The 15,349-nt window shown below is 36.9% G+C and carries 12 protein-coding genes; 5 read left to right on the forward strand and 7 right to left on the reverse strand.

Features of this window, described 5'->3' with window-relative positions; genetic code table 11:
* Positions 1-3 precede the first annotated feature (3 nt).
* From K5X82_13095 to K5X82_13115, 5 genes are all read left to right on the forward strand, one after another.
* Positions 4-2,775, forward strand: coding sequence for a hypothetical protein (locus K5X82_13095; GenBank protein QZT36205.1), 2,772 nt, complete (start codon positions 4-6; stop codon positions 2,773-2,775).
* A 40-nt stretch (positions 2,776-2,815) separates the two neighbouring features.
* Complete coding sequence (locus K5X82_13100; GenBank protein ID QZT36206.1) at positions 2,816-4,573, forward strand: hypothetical protein; 1,758 nt, start codon at positions 2,816-2,818, stop codon at positions 4,571-4,573.
* Positions 4,573-6,078, forward strand: coding sequence for a DUF5723 family protein (locus K5X82_13105; protein ID QZT36207.1), 1,506 nt, complete (start codon positions 4,573-4,575; stop codon positions 6,076-6,078). Before K5X82_13100 ends, K5X82_13105 begins: the two co-directional genes overlap by 1 nt.
* A 110-nt stretch (positions 6,079-6,188) precedes the next feature.
* Positions 6,189-6,491 (forward strand): DUF4834 family protein, encoded by a 303-nt coding sequence (locus K5X82_13110; GenBank protein ID QZT36208.1) that lies wholly within the window; start codon positions 6,189-6,191, stop codon positions 6,489-6,491.
* Positions 6,492-6,605: 114 nt separating this feature from the next.
* Complete coding sequence (locus K5X82_13115) at positions 6,606-8,159, forward strand: glycine--tRNA ligase (protein ID QZT39129.1); 1,554 nt, start codon at positions 6,606-6,608, stop codon at positions 8,157-8,159.
* A gap of 143 nt (positions 8,160-8,302) precedes the next feature.
* Here K5X82_13115 and K5X82_13120 read toward each other — a convergent pair whose 3' ends face one another.
* The 7 genes from K5X82_13120 to K5X82_13150 all read right to left on the reverse strand — a co-directional run bounded on the left by K5X82_13120 (position 8,303) and on the right by K5X82_13150 (position 15,200).
* On the reverse strand, positions 8,303-8,797 hold the full coding sequence (locus tag K5X82_13120; protein QZT36209.1) for a hypothetical protein: 495 nt from the start codon (positions 8,795-8,797) through the stop codon (positions 8,303-8,305).
* 109 nt (positions 8,798-8,906) lie between these two features.
* Positions 8,907-9,956, reverse strand: coding sequence for a tRNA preQ1(34) S-adenosylmethionine ribosyltransferase-isomerase QueA (queA, locus tag K5X82_13125; protein ID QZT36210.1), 1,050 nt, complete (start codon positions 9,954-9,956; stop codon positions 8,907-8,909).
* Positions 9,957-9,995: 39 nt separating this feature from the next.
* Complete coding sequence (gene truB / locus K5X82_13130) at positions 9,996-10,712, reverse strand: tRNA pseudouridine(55) synthase TruB (GenBank protein QZT36211.1); 717 nt, start codon at positions 10,710-10,712, stop codon at positions 9,996-9,998.
* A 63-nt stretch (positions 10,713-10,775) separates the two neighbouring features.
* Positions 10,776-11,561 (reverse strand): undecaprenyl-diphosphate phosphatase, encoded by a 786-nt coding sequence (locus K5X82_13135; GenBank protein ID QZT36212.1) that lies wholly within the window; start codon positions 11,559-11,561, stop codon positions 10,776-10,778.
* 12 nt (positions 11,562-11,573) lie between these two features.
* Entirely contained in the window at positions 11,574-11,813 is a 240-nt protein-coding gene (locus tag K5X82_13140; protein ID QZT36213.1) for a DUF3098 domain-containing protein, read from the reverse strand.
* Between the two features lie 12 nt (positions 11,814-11,825).
* On the reverse strand, positions 11,826-12,704 hold the full coding sequence (locus K5X82_13145; GenBank protein ID QZT36214.1) for a permease-like cell division protein FtsX: 879 nt from the start codon (positions 12,702-12,704) through the stop codon (positions 11,826-11,828).
* Positions 12,705-15,200 carry a YfhO family protein gene (locus tag K5X82_13150; protein ID QZT36215.1) on the reverse strand — a complete coding sequence of 832 codons (2,496 nt, stop codon included), beginning with the start codon at positions 15,198-15,200 and terminating at the stop codon, positions 12,705-12,707.
* Positions 15,201-15,349: the final 149 nt, after the last annotated feature.

Consider the following 15,349-nt stretch of genomic DNA (forward strand, 5'->3'; position numbering starts at 1 on the left):
ATAATGAATAAGAGAAGCTTAGGGTTAGTGGGTGTTTTGATGATTGCATGTTTGATTGTGAGTTGGTTTGTTTTTAGACAAGCAAATCAGTTTATAGGAACAAATGCCTTCAATGCACTTCCTAATGCTTCTCCTGTAATTCTTCGTATTGGAAATACTCTAGGGTTCTCTGGTAAGCTTAATGACAGTGAATTATGGAAATCATTTGTTAAGCTGCCTGTTGGAAAGCAGATTGACAGTAAGGTGAAGATTGTTGATTCGTTACTGGTAAATAATCAAACTGCACGAAGTCTGTTTAAAGGGAGACCACTCTTTCTATCTTTGAATAAAGTTGGAAAAGATGAAATGTCGATTCAAGGAACTTTTGGCTTTGAATCTATTACTGAACTTAAAATGGTTAAGGATATTCTCCGGACAGCAATCAAACATTCCCATCTGTCACTAGAGAAAAAACGATATGATGGCTATCCTGTTTGGACGATATTATCGCCTGATAAAAAGCCTATAGTCTATTTGTCATTTAATCATGGAGTGTTTATTTTCTCGGATCATGATATTTTTATAGAGCAGATGATTCGTCAACTGATTCAAAAGGATCTATCAAATGAGAATATATTTAAGACATTAACGCTAAAGTCAAAGCAACCTAGGGATGTAAAGATATTTCTGAATCATAAAAAGACCAATGATTTAATATTGATGGCTTTTTGTGGGCGTTTTAAGAAAGGAATTAGTAAGACCAAACATTTTGCAAAGGTATCTGAATTAGGGGTGCGAATAGAGAATCATGCGATTATTCTTGATGGAATCTCTATGGAAGAAGCAACAAAGAGAGACTTGATGTCTGTGTTGGAAGGCCAAAAACCAATGCGATCATTGATGATTCGTGAACTTCCAAGTTCGGTTTCATATGCCTCTACCGTAAGGCTTTCAAGTAAAGATGTTTTTCAGTCGAACTACAAAAGGTTTTTGATTAAGAACCATCAGTACGATAAACTTCATATGAGACAGATGTCTGTGAAGAAGAAGTACGGTTTTGAGCCTTTTGAAATTTTCTACCATGTATTAGGGCGTGAATTAGGTATCATATACACACAATCCAATAGATTGGATGAGCAACAGAATAGATTCTTTTGGTTAGATATAAATAATGTGTCTGACTCTAGAAAGTATATGTTAGGTGTGGCAAAGAAGGTAGAGCAGATTGTTGGAAAAGATCGCTTCAATGCTGATCCTTTAAATTATTCTTTGGTCAATGGTAAAAGGCTGAAGGTATATCGCTCGCCAGATCGTCAGTTTTGTGGTCATGTATTAGGTCATCTATTCGGTTCGGTCGAAACGAAATACTACTGTTTCTACAAAAGTTTTATGCTTTTTGCATCCTCTCCTCAAGCTCTAGTGAACCTAGTAAATCAATTTAATAATTCAAAAAAATTGGTAGATACTGATTTGTATCAACATTATGGTGCGACAGTAAATCACTATACGAGTTTCAGTATGTTTATGCGTCCGAGGAAGTTTATTCCTTTTTGGAAAGATAACATTCATCGTGATACTTATAAATGGTTAGAAGTTGAGGATAAAACCTTGATGAAGTTCACAGCAATGGGTTGGTCAATGTATTATGATGAGGGAACATTGCATCATGAAGGAAGATTAACATTTGACCCTGAGTTTTGTGATGAGCCATCTAAAGTGTGGACCGTTAAGCTTGATGCTCCGTATAATGGTAAGATATTTACTGTGGAAGATCACTCGATAGATAGTGAATATCGTATTTTGGTACAGGATGAAGATAATGGGTTTTATATGTTCTCTAAAGATGGAGTGTTATTGTGGAAAATACCATTAGATGGACCTATACTTGGGAAGGTTAAGATGGTCGATTATTATCGAAATAAGAAGGTCCAGTATCTGTTTAATACTAGTCGCTCTATCTATCTGTTGGATAAAAATGGGAATAATGTGGATCATTATCCTGTGAAATTAACAAATGAGGCAGTGACAGGTTTGTCTTTATTCTCGTATGATAATGGACTCCAGAAACGAGTGTTTGTTCCTGTGCAAAATAAAGAGATTGAAGTGTATAGCCTTACAGGGGATAGGATACAAGGATGGTCAACACAACCATTAATATCAAATATTGTTGGCCCAATACAACATTTTGAAGTTGGTAAAAAAGATTATATTGTTTATTCAGATAATGAGAAAACCTATATGGTGGATAGAAGAGGGCGTGTCCGAAATGATGCGATTTTCTATTTTAAAAGATCTCAACAGAATCCTTTCTTTTTAGAAGAAGATCTCCCTAATTTAAGTTCACATATTGTTACGTCTTCTAGTGATGGGATGGTTTATCGTCTGTTTTTTGATGGCAGTCTTCGTCATGTAGAAATGGTCCATATGTCGAATTTACATAAATTTATTCCTGAAGATATCGATTTAGATGGAAAAAGTGAATATATTTATGTTGATCATAATAAGATGTCCATTTACGATAAAAATGGATCATTAGAGCACCAAAAGAGATTAACTCTTTCTAAATTAAATGTGGTAAAGGTGGTTCATGTTTCGCCTAATAACCTAAAATTAGGTATATTAGGCGACGAAAATAGAGAGATCCACTGGCTCGATGAAGATGGTTCTGAGATGTCAGGATTCCCCCTATATGGGAGATACAATTTTGTTACAGGTAGATGTGGGACGGATTATAATAAACTTGATTTGATTTCAGGGGATGAGAACTGTAACATTTTTAAATACGAAGTGAACTAATAGTATATTAGCTCTTTTTAATATTTGATTAAATAATAATATGAAGAAATACAGAGGAGGTACTCTTATTGCAACAATATTAGTTTGCATAAGTTTAGTTTCGTGTGATACCTCCATGTTCAATTTTGATTCTTTTGCGGGAATTGAGAATCTATCACCAACGATAACTTCTCCACTTGTCCATGCAAAAGTTACGGTCTCGAGTTTAATAGAAGCTCCTATTGATGAGAGTTTTTCTTTTGCTCCAGAAGAGGATGGTACACTATATTTTAAATACCTACAGAAAAATATTATAAACTTCCATATGAGTGAGGTATATGAATTCCCCACTGAGTTAGAGGTTCGGTCACGCAAAATAGAGGTCCATTTTCCTGCAGGTATAACATCCCCATCGGATGCACAATTGGTCGCAATGGGAGCGCTTCGTTTTCATCAAACCATACCTGTTGATTTTAATATGAACGACCTTGATGATGTGGAGGTATATCGTTCTTTTTTAAATCAATTGGGATTAAATGTTCAGGTCGCATCCAATGGTGAGTCCTTTGATGGCTGGATGCAAGTAACACTGGGAAGTTCTAAAGTTGGGAGTGATCCTTTGACTTTTGATATGAATATCAAAGGAGGAATGGGGAAGATCAATCGAACATATAAAAATGTTATTTTAGACTTTATCTCTGCAAATAAAGGAAATGTCATGACTGTTGATGGTAAGTTGGAGTTGGATCACATTGAGACAAAATCAACTAATCTTAAAGGAATTGACTTTACTTTTGTGGTCAACTTTGAGAAGATGGTCCATGAAAAAGTAGAGGTAAATTTAGGATATAACAAAAGAAGTTTGCCTAAGAGTAAGGTGAATATTGTGTCAAGTTTTTGGAATCGTGTCGAAGGAGATGCGATGGCATTTATTATTGATGATAAAGTTCCTGCTTTTATGAAACTATATTATCAAAATAGTGTTGGTTCTACCTTTCTTGTCAACTCGGTTTTATCTGTATCTTTTAAGGATAAATCCCCAATGGAGTCTGATGATATTAACTCTTATATAAAAAGACCAGAGCATGTTGAGGATGGTGTTTTAAAGGACTCATATGATTATATATCTGAATCGGGAGCAAATCTTGGTTCTAATTTAATCCGATCGATCTTTATATCCCAACCGTTCGAAGCCATTGGATTTGCAGGTACATATCGACATAATTTTAATCCACGTAAAGAGAATATCTCACCAAAGAATCCAAACTTTATTATCCCCAATAGTAAGCTAAAGGGCGATTTAGAGATAAAGTTACCATTCTATTTTAGAGCTACAGAAACTGCTATAATAGATACTATTGACTTTAGTAGTGATTATAACTTTGACGACATCCAAAGAGTCAAGTTGATCGGGAATTATAAAAATAGTATTCCTATGGGGATTAGGTTAGAATTAGTTCCTTATGATAAGAAGAACGATCTTACGTTCACACACCAGATCATTGATGATAAAGGAAAAGAAGTGGATGAACCAATTAAGATTATTCTGGGAAAATTAACTATCCCCGATATTGATGATGAAGCTTTACGACCAACTCATCGACCACAAACAGTTTCAGAAGGAGTGCTTGACTCTGAACTTTCACAAGATCAACTAGATGCCCTTAAGAAGTCGGACGCCTTTATTTTAAGAACAGTATTCAATACGCAAAAGGCTGATGGATCGAAGTTACTCAATGTGATAGTACATAGTGAGGATTTCATTCAACTCAATTTAGGAATTCGTTCTGTGGTAAACATAAATGATGGAGATTTATAATGTTAAAACTAATTAACCCTAAGATATTTCGACGAAAAGGAGCTAGAGTAAGTGTTCTAACGTTTCTTTTCTTATGCTTTAGTCTTGGAAATGTCCATTCCCAGGAATTAACGCTATACTTTATGGATGGAGTTCCTCAGGCAGGAGATTTTAATCCAGCCCATTATCCTTACACTGGTGTTGGATATATAGGTGTTCCTGGTTTTGGACGAGTAGATGCTGGTGCTAGAACTAATGGGATCAGATATTCGGATATGTTTCGTAAGGGGACGGGCAACAGAAAAGACTCATTGGTTTTGGATATGTCTACTCTTTATGATGCTACCAGTGATTATAACTATATTTATCAAGAAAGCTCACTTAGTTTATTAGGCTTTGGTTTTCGTATGGGTGAGAATGTATTTATGTTTGACTACTCCACACGTAATATTGCCTATGGTTCATTCAATAAGAGTTTAATAGATATTCTTTATAAAGGGAATAGTGCTTTTGATGCTCCTGTGACAGGGGATACTCAAGTGATGAATTCAAAGAATATAGGACTTGAAGCATATCAATTTAATCAAATAGCCTTAGGTTTCTCTAGGGGGTATAATGATAAGATTGTCATTGGTTTTAGGGCAAAACTTCTCTTTGGACTTGCTGCACTAAAGACGGAAGACTTAAATTTCGATGTTAAAACAAAAATGGACGGAACGCTATTAGAAGTTACTCCCGAGGGGAAACTTTATGGTGCGGGTCCTCTTGATTATACGATGGTTGAGAAACAAAAGAAGCCTGATTATCCGTATACACATCAACCACACCTAAGTCATGTTGGTTTACCGACCTTTAATACTTCATATTTTACAAACTTTAGTAATATTGGAGGAGCGCTTGATTTAGGGGTTGAGTATAAGTATAGTAGTGAATTAATCTTCGGATTTAGTATTGTCGACCTAGGTTTTATACAGTGGAATGACCAGGTGAAGACATTTGAACAAAATGGTTCTTTTAAATACACAGGAGTAGATATCTCGAATGGATTTAATGAAAATGCTCCTAATTATGAGAATCCATCTAATGCTTTCTCTTCATTGACAGACTCTATTACAAATTCGTTCTATTTCTACCCTGGATCAGGAAGCTTTAAGTCGGTACTACCTATGAAGACATATTTCTCTGTAGGTTACCGTCCTAACTGGTGGTTGACTCTAGGTTCGATATCTCGTTTGCGATTTCAAGAGTGGAAACCATGTTTTTCTACAACACTATCTGCAGGGGTCCTTATTTCGGAGTGGTTGAATTTATCTACAAGTTATTCTTATATCGAAGGTTCATTTGACAATATCGGCTTTGGCTTAGCTACAAGAGGTGGTCCTGTCCAATTTTATATTGCGACGGACAACATTCTTCCTATATTTAACCCCACATCAATGCATGGTGTTTCATGTCGCTTTGGTATAAATATCATACTAGGAATGAATAAGTATGGTAGTGATAACTTTATCGATTATGACTTATAGCATTAAGAACTGATTAACAAGGAGTCTATTAAATTATTTGTATCTTGCGATTTCACAATTTTCATTGTGTATTTATGAAGCGCAAGTTGAAACTTATTCAGGTATAGATTATGATTAAACCATTGGTAATTTTAGGAATTGTAAGTTTTCTTAGAACGGTACTGGTCATTCTTCTAGTGTATTATGGGGTGAGATTATTGTTGCAGGTAGTCTCTCCATATTTAAAGAAATGGATTCAGAAGAAAGCAATGGAAAAAATGGGCGGTTTTTCCAACGGAGGTTTTAACCAACAAGAGACAACAAAAGAGGAAGGTGAGGTAACCATCGATAAGAATAAAACCAGTACGGATAAGCCTTCTAAGACTACAATAAAGGATCAGGGAGAATATGTCGATTTCGAGGAAGTTGATTAATCATATTTTTCATCCAATTTACTCTCAAAGAGTATAAATATAATAGTGTTCATTCAAATAAAAGTAATGAATAAAATCATTACTTTTGTCCAAAATATAAATATAGAACATCTTATGGCTCAAGAAGATATTTTCAAAAAGCTTGTTGCTCATTGTAAAGAGTATGGATATGTATTCCAATCTAGTGAAATCTATGACGGATTGGGAGCTGTTTATGACTATGGTCAAAATGGTGTAGAGTTGAAAAATAACATCAAGAAATATTGGTGGGATTCAATGGTCAAACTACACGAAAATGTTGTAGGTATTGACTCTGCAATTTTTATGCACCCAACTATTTGGAAAGCATCAGGCCATGTCGATGCATTCAATGATCCATTGGTTGACAACAAGGATTCAAAGAAGAGATATCGTGCTGATGTTTTAATTGAGGATCAAATTGCTAAGTTTGAAGTAAAGATTGAAAAAGAGGTAGCTAAAGCGGCAAAACGTTTTGGTGAAACTTTCGATAAAGATCAATTTGTTCAAACCAACCCAAGAGTATTAGCGAATCAAGAGAAGATTAATGTTCTTCATACACGTTTCGCCGATGCATTAAATGCGAACGACCTAGAGGAAATTCGTGAGATCATCATCGATTATAAGATTGTATGTCCTATCTCAGGAACTTGTAATTGGACAGATGTACGTCAATTCAACTTGATGTTCTCAACAGAGATGGGATCTACAGCGGAAGGTGCAAATACGATTTATCTACGTCCTGAAACGGCTCAAGGTATTTTTGTAAACTACCTTAATGTTCAGAAAACGGGTCGTATGAAATTGCCATTTGGTATTGCTCAAATTGGTAAAGCATTCCGTAACGAGATCGTTGCACGTCAGTTTGTCTTCCGTATGCGTGAGTTTGAACAGATGGAGATGCAATTCTTTGTGAAGCCAGGAACTGAATTAGATTGGTTTGGTAAATGGAAAGAGACTCGTATGAGTTGGCACAAAGCACTTGGATTTGGAGATGACAACTACCGTTTTCACGAACATGAGAAACTTGCACACTATGCAAATGCTGCTGTAGATGTGGAGTATCGTTTCCCATTTGGATTCAAAGAGGTAGAAGGAATCCACTCTAGAACAGACTTTGACTTAAAGCAACACCAAGAGTATTCAGGGAAAAAGATTCAGTATTTCGATCCTGAGCTAGGTGAATCATACGTACCTTATGTTGTAGAAACATCGATTGGAGTCGATCGTATGTTCTTACAAGTGATGGCTGCATCATATTGTGAAGAGGAGTTAGAAGGGGCAAACGGAAAGAAAGACACACGTGTTGTTCTTCGTCTTCCTGCACCACTTGCACCAATCAAATTGGCCGTAATGCCATTGGTTAAGAAAGATGGTCTTCCAGAGAAAGCTCGTGAGATTATTGATAGTATGAAATTCGACTTCAACTGTCAGTATGATGAGAAAGATTCTATCGGAAAACGTTACCGTCGTCAAGATGCTATCGGAACACCTTTCTGTGTGACAGTAGATCACCAATCATTAGAAGACAATACCGTAACCATACGTTATAGAGATACAATGGAGCAAGAGCGTATTGAAATTAGTAAGTTGAAGCATATGATTGCTGACAACATCAATTTCACTTCTCTCTACTCAATGCTTAAGTAAGCTTCTCTTTAGAGAATAGAAAATAAAAGCGGGATGACTTCTAACTGTAAGACATCCCGCTTCTTTTGTAAATGGAAGTAGATGATATGAGCAATACCATTTTGAAACGATTACAATATTATTTCAACATCGTGTAGTTATCACTACTTTGTTCCATCCCCCTCATTTACTTTGTTTATAACATCTTGAATCGTCGGAAGACCATTCTCCGTTCGATAGATATTAATATCCTCATCTTTCAAAGAGAATACTGTAGAGGTATTATTAAGTTCATACTGCCAATCCCCCTGATAGAAGAAGTTGGCATAATTAAGATCTTTATATAGATCTGCCTCTTTATTCCATTTCATAATAAAGATTGTACCTGCATCATTATACACATAGATAGAGTCGTACAGTGTAACGATTCTCTCTGTGTCGATATCATTGGTCTGATCTGTATACTCTTTTAGCTTCTGCTCTTGTCCAGCAGTCATGCTAACATCCGTACTATCTTTACCAATAAACATCCTTAGTTTGATACTTAAAGATGTCTCATTTTTGACGTTATAGTCATGGAAATATTGTGATTCACAGCTACAGATTAACAGAGTTAAACATGCTAATGCTATGAGTGGAATATGTCTGTAAGTTTTCATCTTAAATTGGAATCTTAATGTATTTATCTATAAAATAAAAGAGGTACTTCAAACTTAATATATAAGCAAGAAGTACCTCTTTTGATGATATTAAATAAAAAGATGAATGTTATATAATTAACATTGCATCTCCATATGTACCAAAACGATACTCTTCTTTAATTGCAACATTATATGCTTCCATCACGGCATCGTAACCACCAAATGCACTTACCATCATAAGTAGTGTACTTAGAGGTGTATGTAGATTGGAGATCATGCTATTTGCCACTTGGAACTCATATGGAGGGAAGATGAATTTATTTGTCCATCCTTCATATGGCTTTAGGTGCCCTGTTGTCGACACGGAAGACTCCAGTGTTCTCATGACAGTGGTTCCTACAGCACATATCCTCTGCTTATTCTTCTTTGCATTGTTTACGACATCCACAGCTTTGTCTTCGATCCATATCTGTTCCGAATCCATCTTATGTTTTGTAAGGTCCTCTACATCCACAGTACGGAAGTTTCCTAAACCTACATGTAATGTCACCTCAGCAAAATCAATACCTTTAATCTCAAGGCGCTTCATTAGCTCTCTACTAAAGTGTAGACCTGCTGTTGGAGCAGCAACGGCACCTTCATTCTTAGCATAAATAGTTTGATATCTCTCGGCATCATCGTCTTCTACTGGGCGCCCGATAATCTTAGGTAGAGGTGTCTCTCCCAAGTTATAAAGTGCCTCTTTAAACTCGTCATAAGGACCATCATAAAGAAAGCGAAGTGTTCTACCGCGAGATGTTGTATTGTCGATTACTTCCGCCACCATCGCATCATCATCACCGAAATACAGTTTATTTCCGATACGAATCTTTCTAGCAGGATCCACAAGTACATCCCAAAGTCTTTGCTCCCTATTCAGTTCTCTCAATAGGAAAACCTCAATTTGTGCTCCTGTTTTTTCTTTATTACCATAAAGGCGTGCTGGAAACACTTTCGTGTTATTAAAAACCATCACATCTTTGTTGTCAAAGTAATCAAGTACATCCTTGAATACTTTATGCTCAATTTTACCACTTTCTCTATCCAAAACAAGAAGACGTGATTCGTCTCTGTTATAAGAAGGATGAGTTGCAACTAATTCTGGAGGTAAATTGTATTTAAATTTTGACAGCTTCATAGAAGACTCTATTTTTATTATGCGTAACGAATTCCTAACTTATTTCTCTTCTTTCTTTGCTTGTATTGCTTCGTCTAAGAAACTACAGAAATCCTCGATAGTATAAGCTTGGTCTACCTTAAAATCCCCAACACGTGTTCTACGTAATCCTGTGAGGTAGGCGCCACTTTCAAGGGCTTCTCCGAAATCTCTTGCAAGAGAACGAATATATGTTCCTTTACCACAAACAACACGCAAAGAGAGATGTTGTTCTTTAAACTCTAGGACTTCGATCTCTTTAATCGTTATTTTTTTCGATCTCAACTCGATCTCTTCTCCTTTTCGGGCCAAGTCATAAGCACGACGACCATTAACTTTTACAGCAGAAAAGATGGGTGGAACCTGATCTATCTCTCCGATAAATTGTGGTAACACCTTGTCAATAATTTCTCTATTGATATGTTGATAAGGATATTCTGCATCTTCTTCGGACTCCACATCGAAAGATGGCGTAGTTGCTCCTAGCTTTAGCTCTGCAATATACTCTTTCTCTGTACCTTGAATCTGCTCTATCTTCTTAGTGGCTTTACCTGTGCAAAGAACCATTAATCCTGTTGCCATAGGATCTAACGTTCCTGCATGCCCCACTTTCAACTTCTTCACACCTAAGTAGCGACAAATCTTATGTCTGACTTTCCCTACCACATTAAATGATGTCCACTCTAGTGGCTTATCAAAAGCCAACACTTCACCATCTTTAAAATCAAATGAATCCAACTCTCTCACTCGTCTTTTTATCCTATCTTTAAATGAATTTTATCAAAAATAAACGTTTGAAAATCAGCCTACAAAGATAGAAATTAATCCGACAACTGCACAATAAATTGCGAAATATATCAGCTTCCCTCTTTTGACTATATTGATCATCCATTTACATGCTAGAAGCCCAGATAAGAAGGCCGTTACAAACCCTGTCATCAAAACAGTTACAGACACCGAGGGTGCTGATGTAAGGTCTCCACCTACTACTTCTAATAGGTTTGCGCCAATAATTGGTGCCAGTACCATTAAGAATGAAAATTTTGCTACCGAATCTTTTTTATCTCCCAGAAGTAGTCCTGTAGCAATGGTCGATCCAGAACGTGAAATCCCTGGTACAACAGCCATGGCTTGTGCAATACCAATAATGATTGCATCTTTAAAACCCACTTCTCTATCGTTCTTCCTTTTAAAGAAATAGGTAAACGACAGCAAACATGCGGTGAGTAGTAACATACATCCAACAAACACAATATTGCCATCAAATAGTGCCTCAATTTGATCTTTAAAAAGCACTCCTGCTACACCGATTGGGATCATAGACACAATCAGCTTTGCAATATATTGGGTCTCTTCATTCCACTGAAATGAAAAGATTGCCTTAATAAGACTCCAAATGTCTTTACGGAATACAACGATAGTACTCAACACGGTTGCGCCATGCACCACAATAGTAAAGAGTAGATTGTTCTCCTCTTCAATACCTAAAAAGTGGCTACCTAATGCAAGGTGTCCACTTGAGCTTACAGGTAGAAATTCTGTTAAGCCTTGAAGTAGTCCTAACAGAAATGCTTGTAAATGATCCATTCTATATTGTTATTATTTGTTCTTCGGTTTATACATGATGGCAAAGATTTCAAAAAGAAACCCAAACAAAACCACCACTGGAGCCAATGTGATTCTACGGAAACTAAAGATCGATTCATCAAACACATTCGGATCTTCTGAACCGCCACCACTCATTAAAATAAAGCCTAGTACAATAATACCAATGCCAATAATTAATAGTTTATAATTTGCTGGTTCTAAAGCAAACTTGTTACTGTTCTGATCTTTCATTCTTTATGTTATTTAAAAATAAACTTCATTCTCATTCACTCTCATAAAAGCGTAAAGCTTTGCTCTGGTCGTAATCAGTGATAAACCAATACCCACAGTATATATTCCCATAAGCAGTATAACTTTCTCTATCACTGTACCTAAATCCAAAGAGGTATAAAGGTATTTATGCACCCCCCCTATAAAAATAGATAACAGAATAAGTGAGATCGTCGAGCCAATAAACCCAATCCAGAAAGCCTCTGACATAAATGGTTTTCGTATAAAAGAACTAGAAGCTCCAACTAACCTCATGTTTTTTATCAAGGCCTTTTTGCTATCCAATGAGTTTTGTATGGTGCTTCTCATTAGAGAGATAAACACAATGACAAATATGGCCATGACCACCAAAGAGAGAAAATATAGATTCTTTAGATTGCTCCTTATCGAGTCGAGCATATCTTCTTTATAATGAATCTTCTGCACAAAAGAGTAGCCTTCCAGCTGCTCCTTCAGTGACTCAATATCTCCTTTTCGTGCAAATTTAGCCGTCAGTGAAACATCCACCATCCTTTTCATGGGATTGTAGCCAATCACATCAAACGCATCATTTCCAAAAGTACTCTTAATACTCTCGGCAGCTCTCTCTCTTGAGATAATCTCGGCAGAGTTGATCGTCTCCATATTTTGCCAATCCGCGACCGTCTCCTCTAGCTGATCGTCTGGGATATCATCAGAAATAAGTAAAGTCATACCAATACTCTCATACACATCTTTTGAAGCCTGTACTGCATTAAAATAGATTACAGCAATTAACCCCAAAAGAAAAAGTATCAAACTATGACTACTAATTACAGACAAATAGTCTCTGTAGTTCTTTCGTATTCCGCTTTTGCAACGACCTCTTCCCATCTACGCTTCCGTCTTCTTTTTATTCTCTTTACAACCATACACAATCATTCCTGCCAACGACAGTAAAAGTAAGATGGAGCTAATCAAAGAGATTACTTCTCCCTTTTCATAGGTCGAAGGAACAAACTTAAATTGAACTGAACGTGTTCCTTTTCCAATCTTCAATGCTCTCAATAGGTAATCCACACGATAGATATCTACCTCTTTATTGTCCACATAGGCTCTCCACCCTTTAGGATAATATATCTCAGAGAATACCACCAAACGATCCGCATCACAATGTACTTCATAGGTGAGCTCATTCGGATCATATTTAGTCATGGTCACCTTCTCTTTCTCCGAAAGAGGAAGGTTGGATAGTTTACCTAATGTTTTCTTTGTAGCCTCATTCATTACGGCGACATGAGACAGTTTGCTTTGCCCTAAAGCAGCCATCTCCATATTGTCATCTTTAACCCCTTTAACTTGGTCTACAACCCATCCATTACCATACGCCGAGCCATTTGTTAATGGTGCAGCCTTAGGGTTATAGATAAGATATTTTGCATTCAACATATTCAACACAGGAGTTTGATCGAAGAGCTTTGAAACATCGGCCTCTGATTTTATCTTACCAAATCCTGCCTGTAGTGCTTGAATCTCTTTTGAAAGCTGATGTTCAATAAGATCTTGATATCTTCTCATCTTGGCACCATGATAACCCCCAATAGAGTTGTGGAAGAAAGAGGTGCTAGCATCGTTAAAGGTGCTTACTGATAAGTTTAATACACGATAATCTAATGATTTATCTTGAAGAATAATCTTATCTGCCTTAGATGGAGTATATGGATTTTCAACCCTTTTTTTGCTTACAAAATTACTGTCATTTAGATATTTCTTGTCTTGTGGCCACATATCGATCAAGACTAGTGCAGCCCAAAGAACTACTGCCCATTGCCCTTTAATCTTCTGTTTCCATACAGCCCATATTCCTGCCGCCGAAACCAACACAAAGAACAGACTACGGAGGGCATCCATTCTTACGATACTCCTTCGATCATCTTGAAGGGCTTGAATCCAGTTTGCTGGCCATCCTGCCTGTCTCAATTGTCCATCCACACTCCCTACGAAGTTTCCAGAGATACTTGGAATCACCACCAAAAGAAGACATAAGCCGCCTAGAATACCGACGCTATATTTTAATGCTTTCTCTATCTCTCCATCTTTATAATCTCTTTTTGTCACCTTCCAAATCGCAAAGGTACCCAACATGGCCATCGCTAGATTTTGAATAATAACAATGTTCTTCACATCCCTAAACTTATTATACATAGGGAAATAATTGACCATGAAATCACTCAGAAGTGAGAAATTCTTTCCTAGCGAAAGAAGAAATGCAATAAAGATAGTGATCGTTAACCACCACTTGATACGTCCTTTCACAAAGAACATCCCGAAAAATGCCAAGAAGCAAAGTACGGCCCCAAAATAAAATGGTCCACTAACAATAGGTTGACTACCCCAATACAGAGGAATGTTACGACAAATCTGCTTTGCTTGACCAGCTCCATGTTGTTTGGCAATGGCTTGATACAAATGGCTATCTTTATCCAACGGTTCGCTCATTCCACCTCCCTTAAGCCTAGGAATAAATGCCGTAAAAGATTCTCCTACATCATAGCTGTAATCAAAAATGTAACTCTTGTCGAGTCCCTCTTTTCTCGTTTTATCCTCTGTCTGTAACGTCGATTTTCCACGTATAGAGAAAGGACTATATTCATATGTGGATGCAAGATTTGAACTGTTGGCCAATACAGCCAATACCGCGAAAACAGTCAATGCCCCAATATTTTTAAAATAATCGACCAGTTTATGATCTTTAAAATGGTAGTATAACTCAACCAATCCATAAACCACCACCATCAAGAAAAGATAGTAGGTCATTTGTGGATGTCCTGCTCTTAGCTCTAGACCTAATGCGACGCCAAGAATTGCAGCGCCCAACCATCGTTTGCCCTTAAAGGTGAGTAGTATACCCGCAAGAACAGGTGCCATATAGGAGATAGCCAAAGCTTTGGTGTTGTGACCTGCTCCTAAAATAATGAAATAGAAGGAGGAGAAACCAAAGGCCAAACTGGCCACCAAGCTCACCCATGGAGAGAGACCACAGACCATCATCAAAAAGAAAAACCCAACAAAAGTCAAGAACACACTACTTCCTGGAACGGGGCCTACACGAAGCACATCGTCAATGACAGAAAGCTTATTTCCGTAATATCTTGCGCCACTCAAGTAAGAGGGCATCCCTCCAAACATTCGGTTCGTCCAAAGTGCCTCTTGGTCATGTGTCACACGATAAGATCGAATTTCGGAAGACATTCCCATATAGGTGTCATGATCATGCTGCTGTAACGCTTTCCCTGCGATTAACGGAGAGAAGTAAGTGTAGGTTACAACTAGAAATATAGCAAGGATACCTACGATGGTTCCCACTTTTTTCCATTGGATATCTTTCATATTGTTTGATTCAATAATAGTCTTACCAACAAAAATAATCTTTTTATTATGGATCACCGTGTTTCATAGGTCATTGTTTCGTATTTTTATGAAAAGCGTTCTACTTTTGCGAATCAAACTTATGATTCATATTCAAAAGAGAGTTAGAT

The organism is Prolixibacteraceae bacterium, from assembly GCA_019856515.1.
GTDB classification, from domain to species: Bacteria; Bacteroidota; Bacteroidia; order Bacteroidales; family Prolixibacteraceae; genus Halosquirtibacter; species Halosquirtibacter xylanolyticus.

Excerpts from the sequence above, each read along its gene's own strand:
- K5X82_13095 (QZT36205.1), top strand. The coding sequence starts at position 4 with ATGAATAAGAGAAGCTTAGGGTTAGTGGGTGTTTTGATGATTGCATGT.
- K5X82_13100 (QZT36206.1), top strand. The coding sequence starts at position 2,816 with ATGAAGAAATACAGAGGAGGTACTCTTATTGCAACAATATTAGTTTGC.
- K5X82_13105 (QZT36207.1), top strand. The coding sequence starts at position 4,573 with ATGTTAAAACTAATTAACCCTAAGATATTTCGACGAAAAGGAGCTAGA.
- K5X82_13110 (QZT36208.1), top strand. The coding sequence starts at position 6,189 with ATGATTAAACCATTGGTAATTTTAGGAATTGTAAGTTTTCTTAGAACG.
- K5X82_13115 (QZT39129.1), top strand. The coding sequence starts at position 6,606 with ATGGCTCAAGAAGATATTTTCAAAAAGCTTGTTGCTCATTGTAAAGAG.
- K5X82_13120 (QZT36209.1), bottom strand. The coding sequence starts at position 8,797 with ATGAAAACTTACAGACATATTCCACTCATAGCATTAGCATGTTTAACT.
- queA (QZT36210.1), bottom strand. The coding sequence starts at position 9,956 with ATGAAGCTGTCAAAATTTAAATACAATTTACCTCCAGAATTAGTTGCA.
- K5X82_13135 (QZT36212.1), bottom strand. The coding sequence starts at position 11,561 with ATGGATCATTTACAAGCATTTCTGTTAGGACTACTTCAAGGCTTAACA.
- K5X82_13140 (QZT36213.1), bottom strand. The coding sequence starts at position 11,813 with ATGAAAGATCAGAACAGTAACAAGTTTGCTTTAGAACCAGCAAATTAT.
- K5X82_13145 (QZT36214.1), bottom strand. The coding sequence starts at position 12,704 with ATGGGAAGAGGTCGTTGCAAAAGCGGAATACGAAAGAACTACAGAGAC.
- K5X82_13150 (QZT36215.1), bottom strand. The coding sequence starts at position 15,200 with ATGAAAGATATCCAATGGAAAAAAGTGGGAACCATCGTAGGTATCCTT.